The following is a 21,021-nucleotide window of genomic DNA, read 5'->3' as shown; positions in this document are numbered from 1 at the left end:
TCAAAAAAGAATAATTTCTTCACTACTCGAGAAAGTTGTAAATTTGCATTATGCTAAACAACGATACAATTTGTGCATTGGCAACTGCCAATGGAATGGGCGCTATAGCGGTTATTCGTATTTCTGGACCAGAAGCAATTTCTAAAGTTGCTCAGATTTATCAATCAAAATTTAATGTCACTAAATCTTTGAATGACGCCGAATCTCATACCATACATTTGGGGTATGTGATGGATGGAGATACCATTGTTGACGAAGCATTATTCTCACTATTTAAAAATCCACATTCGTATACAGGTGAAGATGTCGTTGAAATTTCGACACATGGATCAATTTATATTCAACAAAAAGTATTAGAGCTTTTAAATAAAATAGGTATTCGAAATGCTGATCCGGGTGAATATACTTTCCGTGCTTTTTGGAATGGCAAAATGGATTTAACACAGGCAGAAGCTGTTGCGGATTTGATTGCTTCGGATTCGAAAGCTTCGCACGAAATTGCGATTAAACAAATGCGTGGAGGATTCTCTAATCAAATCAAAGATTTGCGTGATCAAATGATCAACTTTGCTGCTTTGATGGAGTTGGAATTGGATTTCTCTGAAGAAGACGTCGAATTTGCAGATCGATCGCAATTTTATAATTTATTAAACCAATTACAATCGATTCTTAAACGTTTAGCTGATTCTTTTGCATTTGGAAATGTGATTAAAAATGGAGTTCCTGTTGCTATTGTCGGAGCACCCAATGCAGGTAAATCTACTTTGTTGAATGCTTTATTAAACGAAGAACGTGCCATTGTTTCGGACATTGAAGGAACAACACGAGATACAATCGAGGAAACTATTTATATTGACGGTGTTGGATTTCGTTTCATTGATACCGCAGGGATTCGTGAAGCTGGTGACAGTATCGAACGTATTGGAATAGAAAAAACATTTGAAAAAATTGACAATGCAACAATTATCATTTATTTGTATGACGCGAATATTACAGCAGATAACCAAATTGCCAATCAATTAGATGATTTGCAACGACGTGGTAAAATTTTGTTTAATGTAGCGAATAAAATAGATGTAAACAATAACGAATCATCCATTTCTGATGCTATCAAACAGGAGTTTAAAGATGTTGTACATTTAGAAATTTCGGCAAAAGACCACTACAATATCGAGGCTTTAAAAGAAAATTTGATCCATCAAATCAAATTAAAAGGAAGCAATCAAGATGACACAATCGTTACGAACTCTCGTCACTTAGAAGCATTACAAAACACACTTTCTCAAATTGGAAAGATCAAACAAGGAATGGACATGGGACTTCCTGGGGATTTGTTAGCAATGGATATCCGTGAAGCTTTAACGTATTTGGGACATATTACAGGTGAAATAGATGTGGATCAAGATATATTAGGGACGATATTTGGCAAGTTTTGCATTGGGAAGTAGTTATCTTTCTTTTGTTTGTTAACTACCTATAAATGTTATATTTAAGAGCAACTATGTTGCTCTTTTTTGTTGCCTAATTGCTTTATTTTGATTAAATTTGATGTACAGTTGTTGCCCAAGCATCAAGTTTGTTGCCCAAAGCACATCAAAATTATAGTATGGAGAAATGATGCACCAACTAGCTACATTAAGCTACTTTGTGCTACAATTAGCAACATTATGAGTACAAATATCAAAATACCAAAATTCTGTCAATTCTGTGGGCAAGCCTTTGTTGCCCAAACCACCACTACTCGCTATTGTAGCCACAAGTGCAATTCTAGACACTATAAGCAAATCAAGAAAGAAGAAAAAATAAGAGCCACATTAAGTGAGCAAATTCAAAATGCAAGTTCTGCAAATCCCGAAACCTTGCAAAGTTTGCAAACCCTACAAAAACTCCCAATCCAAACAACCAACTTTATCAATCTTAGAGATAAAGAATTCCTAAGCGTACAAGAAGCCGCTATTCTTTTAGGTGCTAGTCGTTGGACAATTCAAAGAATGATTAATCGTAACGAATTAAAAGCTTCTAAAATTGGGAGAAGAACAATAATAAAACGTACCGAAATCGATAATCTTTTTAAATGATGAATTATGAAAGTATCTTTAAGACAACGCAAGAAAGGCAACAAAATAACCTTGTACCTTGACTATTACGACAAAGGCAAACGTGAATACGAATATTTAGGTTTGTACCTAACACCTGAACCAGAAAAAGGAAGTTTGACTAAAGCTCAAAAAGATGAAAATAAAAAAATATTAGAGTTAGCAGAAAGTATCAGAAGCAAAAGACACTTAGAAGCACAAAATCAAATTTATGGTTTTAGAGATAAGGAGAAACAAAAAGGAAATTTCTTAACATTCTTTGAAGCACTAACAGAAAAGAAGAAAGCCAGCGTAGGTAATTACAGCAATTGGGATAGTACCAAAAAACATTTACAAGCGTATGATCCAAAAGGTATTTCATTTGAACGTTTAGACAAAGACTGGTTAGAAGGCTTCAAAGATTATTTAGATAATGTAGCTATTACTAAAACAGGCGAACCCATATCTTTAAATACTAAATACTCTTATTTCAATAAAGTTAGAGCAGCATTAAAGCAAGCATTAAAAGAAGGATTGTTAACATATAATCCAGCCGAACAAGTACAACCATTTCCACAAGATGAAGTTCAAAGAGAATTTTTATCTTTAGAGGAAGTTCAAACCTTAGTGCATACACCTTGTAAGAATGAAACATTGAAACGTATGTTTTTATTCTCGTGTCTTACAGGATTGCGTTGGTCAGATATCGAAAAGCTAAAATGGTCAGAAGTACAATATTCAGAACAGTTAGGTAATTTCTTACGTTTCAAACAACAGAAAACCAATGGAGCTGAAATGCAACCTATATCCGAAGATGCTCGTACCTTATTAGGCGAAGAAGGTAATCCAAAAGATAACGTGTTTACAGGGTTTAAATATGGCAATTGGAACAAAACCTTATTAAAAGATTGGATGACCGATGCAGGTATCAAAAAGCACATTACATTCCATTGTGCTAGACATACTTATGCTACATTACAATTAACGCTGGGTACAGATATTTACACCGTATCGAAGTTGTTAGGACATAAAAACCTATCCACAACCGAAATATACACTAAGGTTATTAATGAGAAAAAAATTGAAGCCGCTAACAAAATAAAACTAAACCTATAACTATGGATTTGATTGTATATAGAAATATCCTTTATGGAGTTATAAAACCTTGGCAACAAGACGATGCGAACGAAAAGTTTTTTAGACAAAATCTAAATCCTGACTTCGTCAATCCAGCTGATCCATCAACATTTTACGAAGCGTTGAAAGAGCTTTTACCAACCTATCGTGAATTGTACAATGAAGATGGATTAGAAGTGTACGAAACTCAATCCGATACAGAGGTAGATTATACAATCAAAAAGCCAATGATTAATATTCAGTTGCAAGAACCATTTTCTGCTACAAGTAAATTCTATTATTACTTATTACAGAATGAAACGACACGAATCAGTAACAGAATTTACTATTGCTTCAATAAAGACATTAACGAAACCAACAAAAAGGAATTAATCCAAAATGTGATCAAATCTTGTAAAGATTTACTTTTAAGAATTGGCACAGACAAGAGTTTATATCCTACAGATAAATTAACAGATTATGTAATCGACCTATTGGTTAAATGTATCGTTCGTTTATTAAAGGAAGTCGAATTACTTTATCCAGCCTATACCAATCAAATAAAAACAGAACAATACGAGATATTCTCTGAATTGCTTCACGATCATTTCGAATCTTTCGAAACGGATACTACCACACCAACATTCCAAGAGGCTAAAAATGAAATACTTCAGATTGATGATTTTAAACTCGAAAAATCAGACAAACTATCTTTTGGCTTCAATGGAAATAAAGAAAATCTTAAATCAGTAATAATAGCATTAAACAGACATTTATATCTTTTAAATGAAGATATAACCTCATCAGATGATTTGTTAAGTGTGCTTACCTCTAAAGATTTAAAAATTGGTGCGCCACAAATTCATTTAGATTGCGAAACCACTCAATTTGCTTATATCGTAGATAAATTAAAATCACATTTTCATAACCTTACACCAACAAGTATCGAGCAAACCAATCTGTTTTATTCTAAAAAAGGTACACTATTAAAAAGGAATAATTTATATAAAAACAACAGCAATTATCCTAAAGAACAAGAAACTATTGATAGAATTATCAAACAATTATAAATAAAAACAGTAAGATGAGTAAGATGTCTTAGTAAGACGTTACTATCTTACTTTTTACCCTTTTATTTCTTTAGAATTTTGACTCATAACATAAAAATAGTTCGTTATGAGTAATGAAATTTTAATCTTAGAAAAGCTTGCTCAATTAGAAGGTAAAATTGAGGAGCAAAATTTATTGCAAAAAGAAGTATTAACGTTTAATGATGTGTGTAAGTATTTAGACATAAGTGCTTCGCACCTTTACAAACTAACTTCTCAAAAGCAAATTCCACATTTTTGTCCACAAGGGAAAAAACTCTATTTCAATCGCACAGAAATAGACCAATGGTTAATGCGTAACAGGCAAGAAACTACGGAAGACATCGAAACAGCTGCAGCTAATTATTTAATCAAAAACAAACGTAAATAATTATGAGCTTTTATAGATTTTCCGAAGAAGAGGTTCAAGAGATTATGGATCGTTTAGATCAATTGTCTATCGAGGTTAAAAAGAAACAACGTACCGAACCCGACCAAGTCTTTTACGATAATCAGGAGTTTCTCCAGATTATGAATATTAGCAAACGTACTGCCGCTTATTGGCGAACCGAAAACATTATTACCTATTCACAAGTAGGCAATAAAATCTACTACACTTTAGCCGACATCTTAGAGCTATTACAACGTAGTAAAATTCCAGCTAACAATTCCATTAACCTTAAATCTATTAACAATGACTAGAGTATCAATTTTCCAAAACTTCAATAATCCTGTACAAACCATTACATTACAGGATTTAATCTCAAACATCAAAACAGGTACATACCAAGACGATGTAAACACCATTCGTATGGCTATTGGAATGGGAAAACCCGAAAGAGCCGATGAATTAAAAAAGAACCTTTTAGCTTTCACGCCATCAGCAACATATTCTGGTGGCAGAAAGAAAGCTTTTATTCAAGAATACAATCAAATCATTCATTTAGATTTTGATAATATTGATGAAGAAGATTTAATTCAAATCACTACACAAACCGCATCTATTTCGTATACCTTAGCTTGTTTCAAAAGTCCAAGTGGTAATGGCTTAAAAGTGTTTATTCAAGTAGATAGTTTACTACAACACCACGACTTAGCATACAAACAAGTGCAAGAATATTACGAAAAGCAATTAGGTATTAATGCCGATCCTAAGTGTAAAGATGTAACAAGATTGTGTTTTGTATCGTTTGATGAAAACGCATATTACAATCCATTAGCTACAATATTTGCTGTTAATACAAAGGTGGAAGAAAAAGTAGTCAAACAATCGGTACAAATAACGAGTAGTCATACAGATGATGTATTTCAATATTGCGTTGATTTTACCAATAAGATTACCCAGTTCGAAAAAGGCAATCGCAACAACTATGTATATCAGTTAGCGTGTAATTTAAACCGAAAAGGCATAAATCAGTTAGATGCAGAACAATTCATTTTGCAAAACTTTAATCACGAAAATCAAAAAGAATTCATCAAGTCTATTGAGAGTGCATACAGAAATCAAGCACACGAGTTTGGTACGTTTGCAAAGACTGCAAACTTTGCAAACTTGCAAAAAGACAGTCCACCTGATAAAGAACCAGTGTATGATGAGGTAGATTATCTAAAAACTACACCTACAATTCCTGCACATATCGTTAATTATTTACCCGAATTATTAATTGAAGGTTGCGAAGCGTTTAAGGATAACGAACGCAAACGTGATGTATTTCTTACAGCTGGACTAACTATTTTAAGTGGTTGTTTGCCTAATGTTACAGGTATCTACCACCAAGAAAGAGTGTACCCGCATTTGTTCTCATTCATTATTGCTCCTGCAGCAAGTGGAAAAGGTGTGCTTAAAAATGCTAAACGTTTAGGCGATAAAATACACGAACGTTTTGTGAATAAATCGAATGAAGCTAAAAAAGCATTCGAAATAGAAAATGCAGAATACAAAACACTACTCGCCAAGCGCAAAAAAGACGATGCTATTCCCGAAAAACCTGTTGAGCCAAAATTCAATTTATTATTTCTACCAGCCGATACCAGCCAAGCAATGATGATGAAAATGCTTCAAGACAACGATGGTAAAGGTATTATTTGCGAAACAGAAGCCGATGCAATGAGTGGTGCAAATAAACAAGACTGGGGAAATTACTCGCATATTATGAGAGCAGCATTCCATCACGAAAAAATTTCAGCAGCTCGTAAAACCAATAATGAATTATTAGAAATTCCGAATCCTCAATTAGCCGTTTCATTATCAGGTACTCCAGCACAAGTACCCAAATTAATTCAATCAGCAGAAGATGGTTTGTTTAGTCGGTTTATGTTCTATGCGTTCAAAAATGAAATTATATGGCAAGACCCATCACCTAAAAAAGGAGGAATTATTTTCAACGATCATTTCGAAAAGTTATCTAACGATGTGTTGCAGGTATATGATTTTCTAGAACAACACCCTACCGAAGTACAATTAACGCCCGATCAATGGCAACAATTAAATGAAGTTTTCAGTAAACTATTAACCAATACCGTATTATTCAATAGTGATGATACCTCAAGCATTGTATTCCGTTTAGGATTAGTATTGTATCGTTTCTGTATGATTTTTACTGCATTACGCAAAGTTGAAAATGGCGATTGTTCAGAAGTGGTAGTATGCACAGATGAAGATTTTTTAGCTTCACTAGAATTGATAAATGTATATCTAAATCATAGCATCTTAATGTTCAATAATCTAGCAAGTCAGTCAGAACCTATTACCTACAAAATGGGCAATAACAAAAAAACTTTTTACGAAGCATTACCACAATCATTCCAACGTAAAGAAGCCATAGAATTAGGTGCAAAACACAATCTATCAGAACGTTCAGTAGATGATTTTCTTAAAAATTCTGTACCCGAATTATTGTCAAAAATTAAAACAGGATGGTATGAGAAAGTTTAATAAACTCGCTAATTATAGTCTACATAATTTTGTATATTTGTTTCAAATTAGAAAGAGGCAATTAAATGAATGTATTAAGTGTTTTTGATGGAATTTCTTGTGCGAAAATAGCTTTAGATCAATTAGGGTTTAAAGTAGAAAATTATTATGCATCAGAAATAGATAAACATGCTATAAATGTGTCAAAACATAATCATCCAAATATTATACATTTAGGTGATATTAAAAATATAAAAGCTCAAGATTTGCCTAAGATTGATTTGTTCATTGGAGGTAGCCCTTGTCAAGATTTAAGTAATGCTCAAAAAGGTTTAGGTCTAGAAGGGAGTAAATCTGGGCTTTTTTATGAATATATCAGGCTTTTAAGAGAAGTTAAACCTAAATATTTTTTATTAGAAAATGTAAAAAATAAATGGGCTCATATAATGAGTGAATATGTAGGTATAAATCATATTGAAGTTAATTCGACTGTTTTGAGTGCACAATCAAGACCACGATATTATTGGACTAATATTGATTATGAAGCTTTTCCTTCGAATCCTTGTGAAATAGAATTAAAAGATATTATTGAAAAAAATGTTGATGATAAATATTTTCTTAAAAAAGAGAACTTAGAAGATTTTCTAAATAGTGTTACTATTAAAGAGACAAAATCTAAAGATGGAATAAATAAAGTTTTTGAAATACCTAAAGAAATACATAATGATAATGAAAGACAACGTCGAGTATATTCTTTAAATAGTAAATCTCCAACTGTTTTAGCTAGAGCTGATACAACTAAAATTTATATAAATAACAAAATTAGAAAATTAACTCCTTTGGAATGTGAAAGATTACAATGTATCCCTGACAATTATACTGCTATATGTTCTGATACGCAAAGATATAAAATGGTAGGGAATGCATTTACAGTTTCAGTAATAAAACATTTTTTAAGTTCAATTACTAAAGAACCTAAAAATGTCATTATTCCTACAGATAAAGAATTATTAATTAAAAAAGAAGAGGATTTATTACCTATTCAAGGAAAGTTATTTTAATGAAGTTTATTGATTTATTTTGTGGTATTGGTGGATTTAGATTAGGTTTTGAAAGTATTGGAGGCGAATGTGTTTTTAGCTCTGATATTGATAAATATGCTTGTGAAACCTATTTTAATAATTTTGGTGATTATCCATCTGGTGATATTACTAAAATAGAAGCAAAAGAAATTCCAGATTTTGATTTATTATGTGGTGGGTTTCCTTGCCAACCTTTTAGCATAGGTGGACTTCGAAAAGGTTTTCAAGATACTAGAGGAACACTTTTTTTTCATATAGAAAGGATTATCAGGGATAAAAAGCCAAAAGCTTTTATTTTAGAGAATGTGAAAGGATTAGTCAATCACGACAAAGGTAAGACGCTTGATGTTATTCTAAACAAATTAGCTTCTAAGATAAATGGAGAAGTTAATCCAAATAAATTTAATGATTGTCTAGATTATCATGTTTTTTACAAAGTAATAAATTCAAAAGATTTTGGTGTTCCACAGAATAGGGAGCGAATTTATATAATTGGATTTAGTGAAGATGTAGATTTTAGATTTCCTGAAATACAAATAAAAAGTGTTTTTTTATCCGACATTATAGATGAAAGTATAGAACGAAATACAATTTCAGAAACGCTTAAATTCAATATCGACAATCATTTGCAATTACATTCTAAATGTAATCAAATTAAAGATCTTAGATATTTATTAGCTTATGAAGTTAGAAAATCTAGGGCTACATTTAGATTTGATAATTTATCACCAACTCTTACTGCAAAGATGGGTACAGGAGGAAATAATGTACCTGTATTGGTAAATTATGGGCGAAAATTAACCACTGATGAATGTTTAAAAATACAAGGTTATCCTGACAATTATAAAATAAAGTTTAATAATTCTCAAAGCTATAAACAAATAGGGAACAGTGTGTCTGTTCCCGTAATAAAATATTTAGCAAACGCTATGCAAGAGTTTATTAAATAGGTTTTAAAACAATTGTGAAAATACCTTTACTTCTACCTGAACCTGTGGTAATTTGGAAAGGTATTTCATAATTTTTTTTCAGTTCATTGTTTTCAAATAGCCAATGTGCTGTAAAAGGTTCTTCAAAATTTCCAATTCCTTTAAATATAAAATCACTTAAATAGTTATCGGAAACTATTGCATTTTTAATTTTATGATTTGACCTTTTTTTAATTTGATTTAATATATCTTTATCAAAAAGGTAGTTTTCACTATCATTAATTATATCAGAATAATATGATTTGAAATCTTCCAAGGAAACATTCCATCCCTTTATAACACTTTCATTCTTTTCAAAATCTTTTGTACTATAAATTGATGCACCTGCAGCTAGTGTATTACTTTTAAAAAGCTTTTCAAATGTTGTAGGTCCCATTTTAAATATGGTATATTTTGATTTATCTAATTTTACAGAAACTCCACTTTCAATAATAGGTTCTAAGTGATATGATTTTAAATCATCTTCATTTAGATAATAATTCTTTTTAACTATTTCGTCGTGTGGAATGTTCCCTTTAGCTAAGAAAAAATCTGCTTTACATGCAACGTTAATACCGTTAACTTTGCCATATTTTTTAGTAATTACATGTATTGCAAAAATATTTTCGTAATCATCAGAACATATATTTTCTATAAATCCCTTATCTTTATTAAATTGAATTACAACTTCTATTTCATTTTTGTAACCTGTAATTGCTTTATTTTCTATCATAAAAGTTTAATATATCATTTTTTAAAGTCCCCCATTTCAATTGAATGACACCTCTTTTGTGCTCAGATTTCCCATCAGGTTTAATGTTTCTATTCCAAGCTTGAAATGTTAATATTCCCAATGATATTGGTTTCTTAGTTGTACCATTTATAATTGTTAACATATCTTCTTTAGAAATCATAATGCCATCTATACTTTCACCATACCATAAAAAGTCTGCACTTTTATTTGATTTTACACCTGATATTACAAATCTATCTATTAGTATATCTTTATTCTTATTTAAAAAATTTTGAATTATAGAAACGTCGTTTGGGTATAATTTCTTGAATTTAGGCGCATCAATTCTATGTTTTTTATCTCCTGTACCATCCAATGTACCATCTCCCCAAATAAAGAGTCTTAATGAATTAAAAAATTCCTCATCATCTTCAACTTCGTCTTTAAGATAGGTTATAAATTCTTCTAAAGGTTCTTGATGTACACTATTACCTGACCCTTTTTTAATAGAAAATAAATATTCGGTATCATCAATTGTAACACCAATATCTGCTTTATTTGCACCTGCGTATTTTGTAGCTAAAATTTTTTGAGGCTTTATTCCGTTATTAATATCTAAAATAAATTTTTGATGAATTTCATTTAGATCATCAAAAGGTGTAGTGTTAAGATAATTTATAATATTATCTTCATTTTGAAATCCTGTCATTAAATAGTGTGTTTATTTCGGTTTTTAAAGCATTAGCAATCTTCTCAATATTTACAAGAGTTATGTTTTTTTCAGCTCTTTCGATCATACCAATATAAGTGCGATGTAGTCCAGCAGCATCTGCTAAATCTTCTTGCGACATATTTTGTGCTTTCCTAAGCTCTTTAACTCTATTTCCGAATTGGATTAATATTTCACTTTTCATTATGCTAACTTCAGTATTCAAAGCTAATTTGTTAAGATTTAACAAACAACATACTATAGTTAGCATTTAGGTTTTGTATTAGCATAATTGATTATTTCCCTAAAATATTGTAAATTAGTTGTAAGCATTCAGTACCGATAACCCTAATTAATCACGATGAAATATGCAGCAACTTACGATAAATTTAATACCATTAGAGATCAATAACGCTACTTTACAATGTAGCTTTTATACAGAGAAGTTCGAAGGTTCATATCCATTACACAGAAGCGAATTACCTTGCGAATTATGGGACAATCATCAAGAGGAAATAAAAGATAAATTTTATTATACTTCATTTGAAATTGGGCAAGATGCTGCATTCACCACAACCATAGATTTATCCAAATCAACCAAATTTGCGAAGCATTATTATACGCAACAGCTATTGCGTTATATTTCGCCATTGGTAGATGCGGTAAAACTAAACTTTGTAAAAGACATCGAAGTTTGGATGAAGAACACCCAACTATCTAAAACAGAGTACACCACTTACGATAAATACACGTTAAAAATAGAATATTCATACCTCATCAATAACTTAGCGTTATTAATAGCGTATGATGGCGTATCTAAGGTAGCTACACAATCCATCAACACATTTAATATTCCAACCCATCATTTCAAAAAAGTAATATTCAGAAACGAGATTTTAAGTTTCGATAAACTACATAACGAAGCAAAATTACATTTGGAAGAAGTATATCCAGTGCTAAACATCGGACTAAAAAACATTTTAGGAATAGAACATACGATTGATAAATCAACCAACAGATACAAAACCTATTATCAGTTAATCAATGATTTTAAGAAGAAATATGTAAACAACAGCACATTAAGTTTTATAAATCCATCAGATAACTTTTACCCAATACCAGCCGAAAAGGTATATGCTACGCATTACCATTCCAATAATTTAAGGTTTGGCACAAATAGCGAAATAGATCCAAAAATCGGCATCAAAAAGTTTGGGCCTTATCAACCAAGCCCACATCAACACGTTAAATTCTTTTTTATCTATCATCAGCCTGATAGACAAGAATATGTAAAACCTTTATACACTTATTTTACCGAAGGTTATAAAACATTTTTTCCGCCATTAGCTAAACATATTTGTCAACCATTCCATATGGATAAAGACAACAGCTTAGCGTATAAGGACATTAAAACAGCTTTAGTAGAATTAAAGCAACATCTCATACATTTCAAAAAAGAACCCAATACACGATATGTAGCCATCTATGTGAGTCCTGTTCATAAAGAATCCGAGCAAGATGTACAGTTGTATTACCAAATCAAAGAGGAGTTATTAAAACAAGATATTTCCTCACAAGTCATATATAAAGAAAGCATCAAAAACAATTATTTCGGAGCATTCTTAGAGAACATTACACCCGCTTTATTAGCCAAAATAGACGGTATTCCTTGGCGTTTGGATAGAGAGCTAAAGCAAGAATTAATCATTGGTGTAGGAGCTTTTAAATCGGCTCAATTCAACACACGTTATGTAGGCAGTGCATTCTGTTTTAATAACAAAGGAGAATTCAAAGGATTTGATTGTTTCAGAAACAACGAAATAGATTTAATAGCAGGTGCAATAGGAAAGCAGGTGCTAAAATTTGTTATAGATAATAACAACCAAGCCGAACGATTAATTATACATTATTACAAACCAATAGGAAAGGATGAAATAGACCCTATACAACAAACATTAAAACGATTAAACCTAGATATTCCAATCATTATTATTTCTATCAACAAAACAGAATCATCAGATTATGTAGCATTTGATACCCAATCACCAGAATTAATGCCAATAAGTGGAACAATATTGCAAATAAGCAAACTCAAATACCTATTATACAACAATACAAGATATTCAGTAGAAGGCAAACCAATAGCATATCCATTTCCAGTAAAATTAGCATTATACTGTACAGACAAAGATTATTTAGAGAACGTCAACAACGTAAAAGAATTAATAGACCAAGTCTATCAATTCAGCAGAATGTATTGGAAATCGGTAAAGCAACAAAACTTACCTGTAACAATCAAATACCCAGAAATGGTAGCACAAATATTCCCACATTTCGAAGGAGATAAACTACCCGACTTCGGAAAAAACAACCTGTGGTTTTTGTAAATGTAATTTACTGACAAAGAAATAATATCTTGTATATTTATAGATTTAATCTCCAACTAAATGATTGTGAAAAATAATGGGAAATATTGTCAATAGTATTAATGACCAAATACAAAAATTTAAAGATAGAAAGTTAAATATAAGCTGTTACGAAGAAAGTAAGCTTAAAGAAATACTATTGGATATAGGATATTATAGATTAGGATTTTATTGTTATTACTATTATGATAAAAACAAAAATGAATTCGATCAAAATATTAAAATTTCAGATATTGTCAATCTATATTATCTAGATATTGACTTAAAATATTTACTATTAAAATACATTAATCGTATTGAAATTAATTTTAGAACAAAGTTGATTTACTATGTATCAATGAAATATAAAGATAATCCATATTGGTACGTAGATGAAAATATAATGAGTGAAGAATATGTAAAGGATTTTAAAGAGAAGATTTATACTGAAAAATTCAAAACAGAAAATTTAGCTTTAAAAAAACATCACGAAAAACCTACAAGTGGAGATTATGCACCTTGCTGGAAAGTATTTGAGTATTTAACTTTTGGTTCGATAATAACGATTTTTAATAATATTAAAGATGAGGAAGTCAGACAGAGAGTTTGTGATAAATATAATATTAAGCATTTAAATAAGTTCAATTTGCTTTTAAATTCAGTTAGATTAATTCGTAATATTTGTGCGCATAGTGGTGTATTATTTGATTATTCATTGCCTAAAAGTGTTAGTACAATACCTCAAATAAACTTTAATAAAGGCGATAGAAATTCTTTAGATACATCGATAAAAATAATAGGTTTTTTTATTGAAAATATTTCAGTGAATCGCTATCAAGATTTCCAAGATGAAATTAAAGACTTTTTTGAAACTAGAAAGAAAGATACTGTATTAGCATCAGTGATTAAGGATAGAATAAAATATTTAGATTAAAATATACTACTTATCAAATTATTTGTATATTTGCACTACAAAGTGCCTCACTCGACAAGCTCATTTGGTGCACTATAAAAAAATATTCAGCTCGGTTTTTATAGCCGAGCTTTTTTTATGTCTACAATAAAACGGCTTTTAGGTTTCGGATAAATTGAAGTTTTGTCCATTCTAATCTATGGATATAAGTAGTAATTCTTAATTATATACTATTGTTTCATCAAATATTATATCGTAATATTGCAATGATAATAAATCAATAATGGGAATAACTAAATCGGAAATATTTACAGACGAACAAAATAAACTAGCTACTTTATTCAAGGTATTAGGACATCCTGCTCGTGTGGCTATTATTCAGCATATTATCAAACAGAATGCGTGTATCTGTACGGATTTGGTGGATGAATTAGGTTTGGCACAAGCCACCATTTCTCAACATTTAAAAGAATTAAAAAGTATCGGAATTATTCAAGGTTCCATCGAAGGAAAATCGGTTTGTTATTGTATTGATGAAAAGGTTTGGGCTGCAATTCAAAATGAATTTTCTAACTTTTTCAATCAAAATGTCAAAATAGAGAAATGCTGTTAAGGCGTTTTTTTTGAAATAAACCATCGTAATATTACGATTAATAAATAATATAAGAATATGAAACTTTCAGAAATCAAAGAAATCTTACCAACATTAGAAAATGTTGAATTTCAATTAGAGGATGCTACTTTCGTGCCAGAGCATTTCCACGTTACAGAAGTGGGAGAAATCACAAAGAAATTTATTGATTGTGGTGGAGTTATTAGAAATGAAAAAGTAGTAAACTTTCAACTATGGAATGCTGATGATTACGAACATCGTTTAAAACCAGGTAAATTATTAAACATTATTCGCTTATCCGAAAATAAATTAGGAATTGAAGATGCCGAAATCGAAGTAGAATATCAGTCGACTACAATTGGTAAATACGATCTTGAATTTAATGGAAAACATTTCATTTTAAAAAATAAAAAAACAGCTTGTTTAGCCGAAGATGCTTGCGGTATTCCCGTTGCAACTGAAAATAAATTTAGAGTAAAAGAAGAAAAATCTTCTTGTTGCACACCTAATTCTGTATGTTGCTAATATTATATTTTTGTCTATAAAAATCAATATGGATCAAAAGATACAAATTAAGGAAATTGCGAAATTATTTTTTAAACTCGGTGTAATTGGATTTGGTGGCCCTGCAGCTCATATTGCTATGATGCAAAGAGAAGTGGTCGTGAAACGGCAATGGATGAGTGATCAGCATTTTTTAGATTTATTAGGTGCTACCAACCTCATTCCTGGGCCTAATAGCACTGAAATGGCAATTCATATCGGTTATGATAAAGGTGGATGGAAAGGTCTATTAGTTGCCGGTCTATGTTTCATATTTCCAGCAGTTTTGATTACCGGAATTTTCGCCTATTTCTATCAGAAGTACGGACAAATCCCAGAGGTTTCACCTTTTTTATATGGAATAAAACCTGCCATTATTGCAATTATAATTGGTGCCGTTTATCCATTGTTTTTAAAAGCGATAAAGAATGTTTACCTAGGTGTTTTAGCAATTGCTGTATTAGTCTTATCACTTTTAGGTATCAATGAAATTTTTTTATTAGTTGGAGCTGGCTTTTTTATGCTTTTAGAAAAAAAATTTCGCCAACTTCACTCCATGAAAAGCTTTGTTCCTTTAGCTTTATTTCCTTTATTTAATGGATCGTTTCTGTCGACGATAAACCAATCCTTATTTTGGACATTTTTAAAAATAGGATCAATTTTATACGGAAGTGGCTACGTTTTGTTTGCTTTCTTAGATACCGAGTTGGTAGATAAAGGATTACTCACGCGAATACAACTGATGGACGCAATTGCGGTTGGACAATTTACTCCAGGACCTGTTTTTTCATCTGTAACTTTTATTGGATATCAAATCAACGGACTTTCGGGTGCTATTGTATCTACTTTAGCCATTTTTCTACCCTCATTTATTTTGGTTGCATTGATACATCCTTTAATGAAGTTTATAAGAAACAATGATTCATTTAGTACTTTTTTAAATGGGGTCAATGTAGCGTCTGTAGCAATTATCCTATCAGTATGTATAGTTATGGGGAAAGAAACTATTACCGATTGGAGAACTATTGTTATTGCGTTGATTAGTGCTGTAATAGTTTTTCAATTCAAAAAAATCAATAGTGCTTTCATTGTATTATTGGGTTCCATACTAGGCTACTTAATTATTCAATTTTAAACTAATGCAAAAACAATTATTTAACACTATTCAGAATGATGTTCTGAATCAAGAAATTTGTGAAGACAGAAAAGTAGTTTTACAACCTTTAGTTTTTTACATTCAAGAGAAAGTCAATGATAAGCAGACAATAAATCTCAATTTCATTTGCTCGCACAATTCACGTCGAAGTCATTTAGCACAGATATGGGCACAATTTGCTGCTGCTTATTATAATATCCCAAATATCAATTGTTATTCAGGTGGTACACAAGAAACAGCATTGTTTCCAAAAGTAGCTGAAACACTAAGCAATCAAGGCTTTCAAATCTTTAAAATTGCAGATAGTAATAATCCTATTTATGCCATAAAATTTGATGAAAATTGTTTACCAATTATAGGATTTTCTAAGAAGTATGATGATGCATACAATCCAATTTCAAACTTTGTAGCTATTCTTACTTGCTCCCAAGCAGATGATGGTTGTCCTTTCATTGCAGGTGCAGAAAAGCGAATCCCAATAACTTACGAAGATCCTAAAATATCGGATGGTACTACCAATCAAACAGAAGTTTACCAACAACGAAGTATCGAAATAGCAACCGAAATGATGTATGTCTTTTCTCAAATAATTAAATAAATAGTATTACATTTTCTGAATGATTATATTTTTAGTTGCATACTTTGTTTCTATCCATTGTTGCAATTTATTTTCATCAATTAACTTTTCTGATTGGTAAAGAATTATTTTATTATTTGATATACTATCTGAATATTGATTGAGTGTACCAAAGTAAATTTGACTAATATCTGGAAATAAAATTTTTATTTCTTTCTCCAGTATGCTATCTCCAAATGTTTTAGCTTTTAGCAATTCGTTAAGTTGCTGTATTTTCAAATCCTTTTCTGTTATATCACTTTGGTTTTTATTGAGTTCACTTAAAATTTCTTGTTTTAAATCTGCGTTATTTTGTCGAACAGTAAACGTTGTATTATTAATACCATAATCTTCCAATTTGGTATTATATCGTGCTATTTCTAAGCTATCTAATTGTTGAGACAAGAAAGCAAGTTCTATTTTTTTAGGCTTACTTCTGAAATTGACATTTTTATAAATTACGGTATGCCCATTATTTAAAAATTCATTTTGAATAAACGTTTCTACATTCTGCGTAAATTTCTTTTCTTGAAGCAAGTTATACGCTAAGTAAAAACTTGGTATAATCAGTAAGCTCATGACTACTGAAATGCTTATTCTAACTTTTTTATCCAATGAAGGATTTTGAGTTTGTACTGGTTTATATTTTAAATATTTTAAAACAATAAACGTAGACAACGCAATGAAAAAACAATTGATACTATACAAATATAAAGCTCCAACTAAAAATTTAAAATTTAGTGTAGCCAATCCAAAACCTGCTGTACATAATGGTGGCATCAAAGCAGTAGCAATTGCTACTCCAGGTATGGGATTGCCTTTTTCAATTCTTGTTATGGATACTGCACCAACGATTCCACCAAAAAATGCGATAAGCACATCATATATAGTGGGTGATGTTCTGGCAAGTAATTCGGATTGTACATCTTTAAATGGACTTAGATAAAAATATATACAGGATACGATAAGTCCAGCTATTGTAGCAATAAATAAGTTTTTGGCTGATCGCTTAAGTAAAGAAAAATCATACGTAGCTAATGCAAAACCAGAACCGACTATTGGACCCATTAATGGTGATATTAACATAGCTCCTATAATGACTGCTGTGGAATTTACATTTAATCCTATAGATGCAATTAATATCGCACAAGCTAAAATCCATAGATTAGCTCCTTTAAATGATATATTGCTTTGTACGTCTTCTTTAACTTTATTCTTATCTTCTTCTCCACTTTGTAGATTAAATAATTGATAGATCTTGTTCATTGTGTTTCACATAAGTATTAAAATTATTTATCAATTCTATTTTCTGATTAGTAATATTTTCGCATAAATTTATAAATATCATTATTTGATCCATAAATTACTAAAACATCATCACGTTCAAGTACTGTTGTACTCTTCCCTTTGTTAGGTACATTCAAAAATAGAGTTTTTATTTAATAATTGATTATTTTTTATTATAATTTTGTTGGAATGTAGGAAAATCTTGTTTTTTTTCATTATTTATTTTTCCATATTTCAACAAAAAATCTCTGGGAGTGAGGTATTGTAGCGCACTATGAGGTCGCTCATTATTATACATCCACATCCAAATTTCAGCATAATTTTTCATCTGTTTGATATTCTCAAAGAGATAAACGTTTAAAAATTCTGTTCGAAAAGTTCTGTTAAATCTTTCTACTAATGAGTTTTGTGTTGGTTGTCCTGGTTGAATATATTGTAGAACAATCTGATTTGATAGACACCAAATTTTTAATTTTTCTGCAATAAATTCTGGTCCATTATCTACTCTTATTTTATCAGGTTTTCCTCGCCATTCTACAAGTTGCTTTAGCTGTGAAATGACCTTTGATGAAGGTAAACTCGTGTCAATTGTAATGGTTAAAATTTCTCTATTAAAGTCATCTATAATATTCAAACTTCTTACTTTTTTACCACACTCTAAGGTGTCGTGCATAAAATCCATACTCCAAGTTACATTTGGGTAAATTGGTCGCAATAAAGGCTCTTTTACTCTTGCTGGAAGACGTTTTTTACGTTTACTTCTAAGATTTAATTTCAGAGAGGTATATATTCTGTAAACTCGTTTATGATTCCATCCAAATCCACGATTTCTCAGCCTGTGATGCATCATCCAAAGTCCCCATGTGTAGTGCTGTTCTGAAAGCAAAACTAATTCTTCCCTAATTTTATCATCCTCATTATTGGGTTTCTTTTTATAAAAATAAACCGAACTGGAAATGAGGAAAACTTTACACGCCTTACGAGTACTCATTGCGTATTGTGAGCTGCAATAAGTGACCAGTTCTCGTTTCTCAGAAGGCGTTAAAGCTTTTTTGAAATCACATCTTTCATCACAACATTTTCTAGCGTTAGTTCTGCTACAATCTTTTTGTACTGAGAGAGTTCTTTCTCCATTTCCTTCATTTTAGTGAGTTGTTGAACGTCCAATCCACCATATTTACTCTTCCAATTATAAAAAGTAGGTTGACTAATTCCATGATCACGACAAATTTCATTGACCGTTTTTCCAAAATTTTGTTCAGATAAGATCTTGATAATCTGAACTTCCGAATATTTACTGTTCTTCATAGTTTTATAAATTTATAAACTATAATTATAAATGACACTAATTTTGGGGAAGCTTACACTGTTGTTGACGATGGAAATCCTTGTACCTGTGGTACTATTTTAAATTGACCTAAAAAACTTGTTTCTTGTTTATTTTTAATAACAGTCATTACCAATATATTGTATTTCTTTTTAAATTGAATCTCATCAAAACTTAATCCTACAAGTTCTTTGGGTACTATAACTTCTATGATACTATATTCCTTATTAAGTTCAAAAGAATCTATAATTCCTTTTGTATTTAGTTTTTTAGTCCAACGTTCGGCAGATTCCTCTTCAGGTCTTATAATTTGATCTACACCTATGGCATGTAATACATTTTCGTGGACATTATTTATTGATCGACTTATTAAACGATTAACTTTTCTATTTTTAAAATTAGCTGTCGCCATAATATTAGAGCCTTCATTTTCACCTATAGTAATTAACACCATATCAGTGTTATTCAAGGGTAATTTATTAAGTGCAACTTCATCGGTTGCATCCAAACAAATAGTATGTGACAATTTATCTTTATACGATTCTACACGTTCCATATTGGTATCAACTCCAATCACCTCATGCCCCAAAGCTGTCATTTTAGTACCTAATGATGCTCCGAAATTCCCTAATCCAATGATAATTAATTTCATGTATTTTATATTAAAATATCCCCCGTAGGATATGAATAACGAGAAGATATGGTTTTCTTAAAAAATGCTGTTAAAATGGTGATCATAGAAACTCGTCCTATAAACATAATTATAATTAATACTATCTTACTAGGATCGCTCAATAATGGAGTAGTATTTAATGATAATCCAACTGTTGAATAGGCAGAAAATACTTCGAATGCTATGTCTATTAATGGTAATTGATAATCAAACTTTGAAATTAAAAATACTCCAATTCCTATAACTAGAAAAGACAATGTTATTGTTGCAAATGCCTTTTGCACTATAGAATCACTGATTTTTCGGTTATATATTTCAATGTTTTGTTTCCCCCTTGCGATATTAATAAAATTTAAAATAGCAATGGCAAAGGTACTTGTTTTTATCCCACCACCTGTAGAGGTAGGTGAGGCACCAATCCACATCAAGAGTAATATCATGATAATTGTAGAGAATTGCAATTGCGAAAAATCTATCGTATTAAACCCAGCAGTTCGTGTGGTCATACTAATGAATGTAGCAGATACAAATTTGCCTATTCCTGTATGATTATTAAGCGTATAATAAAATTCTTCAAAATATATAATAATCGTAGAAATGAAAAGAATAATCAATGAAGTCATTAAATTTACTTTTGAACTTAATGAAAATACCCAACTTTTTTGTTCTTTACGATTATGAAATATACTTGCTATAGTTTTGGTAATAAAATAAGAAAAATAGCGAAGTATATTTACTAAAATAGGAAACCCTATTCCTCCTAAAAATATAAGTAATATTACAACTATTTGCAATGGATAATT

Annotated in this window: 23 protein-coding genes; 15 read left to right on the top strand and 8 right to left on the bottom strand. The window is 30.7% G+C overall.

Annotated features, from left to right (window positions below; genetic code table 11):
- Positions 1–50: 50 nt before the first annotated feature.
- The 9 genes from mnmE to N5D90_RS15035 all read left to right on the top strand — a co-directional run bounded on the left by mnmE (position 51) and on the right by N5D90_RS15035 (position 9,225).
- Positions 51–1,448 carry a tRNA uridine-5-carboxymethylaminomethyl(34) synthesis GTPase MnmE gene (gene mnmE, locus N5D90_RS15075; protein WP_280063089.1) on the top strand — a complete coding sequence of 466 codons (1,398 nt, stop codon included), beginning with the start codon at positions 51–53 and terminating at the stop codon, positions 1,446–1,448.
- 219 nt (positions 1,449–1,667) lie between these two features.
- The gene (locus tag N5D90_RS15070) at positions 1,668–2,078 is read left to right on the top strand and encodes an excisionase family DNA-binding protein (RefSeq protein ID WP_280037767.1); all 411 of its coding nucleotides are present in this window, start codon (positions 1,668–1,670) and stop codon (positions 2,076–2,078) included.
- 6 nt (positions 2,079–2,084) lie between these two features.
- Positions 2,085–3,191, top strand: coding sequence for a site-specific integrase (locus tag N5D90_RS15065; RefSeq protein ID WP_280063087.1), 1,107 nt, complete (start codon positions 2,085–2,087; stop codon positions 3,189–3,191).
- Between the two features lie 2 nt (positions 3,192–3,193).
- Positions 3,194–4,261: a DUF6617 family protein gene (locus N5D90_RS15060; protein ID WP_280063086.1), complete on the top strand. Its 1,068-nt coding sequence runs from the start codon at positions 3,194–3,196 to the stop codon at positions 4,259–4,261.
- 106 nt (positions 4,262–4,367) lie between these two features.
- On the top strand, positions 4,368–4,670 hold the full coding sequence (locus tag N5D90_RS15055; RefSeq protein ID WP_280063085.1) for a helix-turn-helix domain-containing protein: 303 nt from the start codon (positions 4,368–4,370) through the stop codon (positions 4,668–4,670).
- Between the two features lie 2 nt (positions 4,671–4,672).
- Positions 4,673–4,981 (top strand): helix-turn-helix domain-containing protein, encoded by a 309-nt coding sequence (locus N5D90_RS15050; RefSeq protein ID WP_146309812.1) that lies wholly within the window; start codon positions 4,673–4,675, stop codon positions 4,979–4,981.
- Positions 4,974–7,214: a DUF3987 domain-containing protein gene (locus tag N5D90_RS15045; RefSeq protein WP_280063082.1), complete on the top strand. Its 2,241-nt coding sequence runs from the start codon at positions 4,974–4,976 to the stop codon at positions 7,212–7,214. Before N5D90_RS15050 ends, N5D90_RS15045 begins: the two co-directional genes overlap by 8 nt.
- A gap of 65 nt (positions 7,215–7,279) precedes the next feature.
- Entirely contained in the window at positions 7,280–8,254 is a 975-nt protein-coding gene (locus tag N5D90_RS15040; RefSeq protein ID WP_280063081.1) for a DNA (cytosine-5-)-methyltransferase, read from the top strand.
- Entirely contained in the window at positions 8,254–9,225 is a 972-nt protein-coding gene (locus tag N5D90_RS15035) for a DNA cytosine methyltransferase (protein ID WP_280063079.1), read from the top strand. The genes N5D90_RS15040 and N5D90_RS15035 overlap by 1 nt, the downstream gene beginning before the upstream one ends.
- Here the strand turns inward: N5D90_RS15035 and N5D90_RS15030 are convergent.
- From N5D90_RS15030 to N5D90_RS15020, 3 genes are read right to left on the bottom strand one after another with little or no spacing between them, the layout of a single operon-like run.
- Complete coding sequence (locus N5D90_RS15030; protein WP_280063078.1) at positions 9,218–9,976, bottom strand: hypothetical protein; 759 nt, start codon at positions 9,974–9,976, stop codon at positions 9,218–9,220. The two genes, N5D90_RS15035 and N5D90_RS15030, sit on opposite strands and share 8 nt — an antisense overlap.
- Positions 9,963–10,685: a hypothetical protein gene (locus N5D90_RS15025; RefSeq protein WP_280063077.1), complete on the bottom strand. Its 723-nt coding sequence runs from the start codon at positions 10,683–10,685 to the stop codon at positions 9,963–9,965. The genes N5D90_RS15030 and N5D90_RS15025 overlap by 14 nt, the downstream gene beginning before the upstream one ends.
- Positions 10,666–10,890, bottom strand: coding sequence for a helix-turn-helix transcriptional regulator (locus N5D90_RS15020; protein ID WP_280063076.1), 225 nt, complete (start codon positions 10,888–10,890; stop codon positions 10,666–10,668). Before N5D90_RS15020 ends, N5D90_RS15025 begins: the two co-directional genes overlap by 20 nt.
- Positions 10,891–11,053: 163 nt before the next feature.
- Between N5D90_RS15020 and N5D90_RS15015 the strand changes: the two genes are divergently transcribed.
- From N5D90_RS15015 to N5D90_RS14990, 6 genes are all read left to right on the top strand, one after another.
- Positions 11,054–13,072 (top strand): Piwi domain-containing protein, encoded by a 2,019-nt coding sequence (locus tag N5D90_RS15015; protein ID WP_280063075.1) that lies wholly within the window; start codon positions 11,054–11,056, stop codon positions 13,070–13,072.
- Between the two features lie 76 nt (positions 13,073–13,148).
- Positions 13,149–14,024, top strand: a complete 876-nt coding sequence (locus tag N5D90_RS15010; RefSeq protein WP_280037788.1) for an Abi family protein — start codon at positions 13,149–13,151, stop codon at positions 14,022–14,024.
- Positions 14,025–14,286: 262 nt separating this feature from the next.
- The gene (locus N5D90_RS15005) at positions 14,287–14,616 is read left to right on the top strand and encodes a helix-turn-helix transcriptional regulator (protein ID WP_125350838.1); all 330 of its coding nucleotides are present in this window, start codon (positions 14,287–14,289) and stop codon (positions 14,614–14,616) included.
- 57 nt (positions 14,617–14,673) lie between these two features.
- A complete protein-coding gene (locus N5D90_RS15000; RefSeq protein ID WP_125350837.1) occupies positions 14,674–15,141 on the top strand; it encodes a DUF6428 family protein in 468 nt (155 codons plus the stop codon).
- A gap of 28 nt (positions 15,142–15,169) precedes the next feature.
- Complete coding sequence (gene chrA, locus N5D90_RS14995) at positions 15,170–16,294, top strand: chromate efflux transporter (RefSeq protein ID WP_125350836.1); 1,125 nt, start codon at positions 15,170–15,172, stop codon at positions 16,292–16,294.
- Between the two features lie 4 nt (positions 16,295–16,298).
- Positions 16,299–16,913 (top strand): protein-tyrosine-phosphatase, encoded by a 615-nt coding sequence (locus N5D90_RS14990; protein ID WP_280063074.1) that lies wholly within the window; start codon positions 16,299–16,301, stop codon positions 16,911–16,913.
- Between the two features lie 6 nt (positions 16,914–16,919).
- Here the strand turns inward: N5D90_RS14990 and N5D90_RS14985 are convergent, their stop codons facing one another.
- The 5 genes from N5D90_RS14985 to N5D90_RS14965 form a co-directional block, all read right to left on the bottom strand.
- Entirely contained in the window at positions 16,920–18,197 is a 1,278-nt protein-coding gene (locus tag N5D90_RS14985) for a DUF389 domain-containing protein (RefSeq protein ID WP_280063072.1), read from the bottom strand.
- A 184-nt stretch (positions 18,198–18,381) separates the two neighbouring features.
- Positions 18,382–19,239: an IS3 family transposase gene (locus N5D90_RS14980; RefSeq protein ID WP_280063108.1), complete on the bottom strand. Its 858-nt coding sequence runs from the start codon at positions 19,237–19,239 to the stop codon at positions 18,382–18,384.
- Positions 19,240–19,259: 20 nt separating this feature from the next.
- Complete coding sequence (locus tag N5D90_RS14975) at positions 19,260–19,526, bottom strand: transposase (RefSeq protein WP_280063071.1); 267 nt, start codon at positions 19,524–19,526, stop codon at positions 19,260–19,262.
- A 53-nt stretch (positions 19,527–19,579) separates the two neighbouring features.
- Entirely contained in the window at positions 19,580–20,197 is a 618-nt protein-coding gene (locus N5D90_RS14970; protein WP_280063070.1) for a TrkA family potassium uptake protein, read from the bottom strand.
- A gap of 5 nt (positions 20,198–20,202) precedes the next feature.
- Positions 20,203–21,021, bottom strand: an 819-nt coding sequence (locus tag N5D90_RS14965; RefSeq protein WP_280063069.1) for a potassium transporter TrkG, incomplete at its 5' end; no start/stop codon positions are given.

It is taken from the genome of Empedobacter sp. GD03797 (assembly GCF_029842105.1).
GTDB lineage: Bacteria > Bacteroidota > Bacteroidia > Flavobacteriales > Weeksellaceae > Empedobacter > Empedobacter falsenii_C.
This window is presented reverse-complemented; position numbering and strand designations above follow the sequence as displayed.

Excerpts from the sequence above, each read along its gene's own strand:
- N5D90_RS15020 (WP_280063076.1), bottom strand. The coding sequence starts at position 10,890 with ATGAAAAGTGAAATATTAATCCAATTCGGAAATAGAGTTAAAGAGCTT.
- N5D90_RS15060 (WP_280063086.1), top strand. The coding sequence starts at position 3,194 with ATGGATTTGATTGTATATAGAAATATCCTTTATGGAGTTATAAAACCT.
- N5D90_RS15035 (WP_280063079.1), top strand. The coding sequence starts at position 8,254 with ATGAAGTTTATTGATTTATTTTGTGGTATTGGTGGATTTAGATTAGGT.
- N5D90_RS15000 (WP_125350837.1), top strand. The coding sequence starts at position 14,674 with ATGAAACTTTCAGAAATCAAAGAAATCTTACCAACATTAGAAAATGTT.
- N5D90_RS14990 (WP_280063074.1), top strand. The coding sequence starts at position 16,299 with ATGCAAAAACAATTATTTAACACTATTCAGAATGATGTTCTGAATCAA.
- N5D90_RS15055 (WP_280063085.1), top strand. The coding sequence starts at position 4,368 with ATGAGTAATGAAATTTTAATCTTAGAAAAGCTTGCTCAATTAGAAGGT.
- N5D90_RS15040 (WP_280063081.1), top strand. The coding sequence starts at position 7,280 with ATGAATGTATTAAGTGTTTTTGATGGAATTTCTTGTGCGAAAATAGCT.
- N5D90_RS14975 (WP_280063071.1), bottom strand. The coding sequence starts at position 19,526 with ATGAAGAACAGTAAATATTCGGAAGTTCAGATTATCAAGATCTTATCT.
- N5D90_RS15015 (WP_280063075.1), top strand. The coding sequence starts at position 11,054 with ATGCAGCAACTTACGATAAATTTAATACCATTAGAGATCAATAACGCT.
- N5D90_RS15045 (WP_280063082.1), top strand. The coding sequence starts at position 4,974 with ATGACTAGAGTATCAATTTTCCAAAACTTCAATAATCCTGTACAAACC.
- N5D90_RS15010 (WP_280037788.1), top strand. The coding sequence starts at position 13,149 with ATGGGAAATATTGTCAATAGTATTAATGACCAAATACAAAAATTTAAA.
- mnmE (WP_280063089.1), top strand. The coding sequence starts at position 51 with ATGCTAAACAACGATACAATTTGTGCATTGGCAACTGCCAATGGAATG.
- N5D90_RS14985 (WP_280063072.1), bottom strand. The coding sequence starts at position 18,197 with ATGAACAAGATCTATCAATTATTTAATCTACAAAGTGGAGAAGAAGAT.
- chrA (WP_125350836.1), top strand. The coding sequence starts at position 15,170 with ATGGATCAAAAGATACAAATTAAGGAAATTGCGAAATTATTTTTTAAA.
- N5D90_RS15050 (WP_146309812.1), top strand. The coding sequence starts at position 4,673 with ATGAGCTTTTATAGATTTTCCGAAGAAGAGGTTCAAGAGATTATGGAT.
- N5D90_RS14970 (WP_280063070.1), bottom strand. The coding sequence starts at position 20,197 with ATGAAATTAATTATCATTGGATTAGGGAATTTCGGAGCATCATTAGGT.
- N5D90_RS15065 (WP_280063087.1), top strand. The coding sequence starts at position 2,085 with ATGAAAGTATCTTTAAGACAACGCAAGAAAGGCAACAAAATAACCTTG.
- N5D90_RS15025 (WP_280063077.1), bottom strand. The coding sequence starts at position 10,685 with ATGACAGGATTTCAAAATGAAGATAATATTATAAATTATCTTAACACT.
- N5D90_RS15070 (WP_280037767.1), top strand. The coding sequence starts at position 1,668 with ATGAGTACAAATATCAAAATACCAAAATTCTGTCAATTCTGTGGGCAA.
- N5D90_RS15030 (WP_280063078.1), bottom strand. The coding sequence starts at position 9,976 with ATGATAGAAAATAAAGCAATTACAGGTTACAAAAATGAAATAGAAGTT.
- N5D90_RS15005 (WP_125350838.1), top strand. The coding sequence starts at position 14,287 with ATGGGAATAACTAAATCGGAAATATTTACAGACGAACAAAATAAACTA.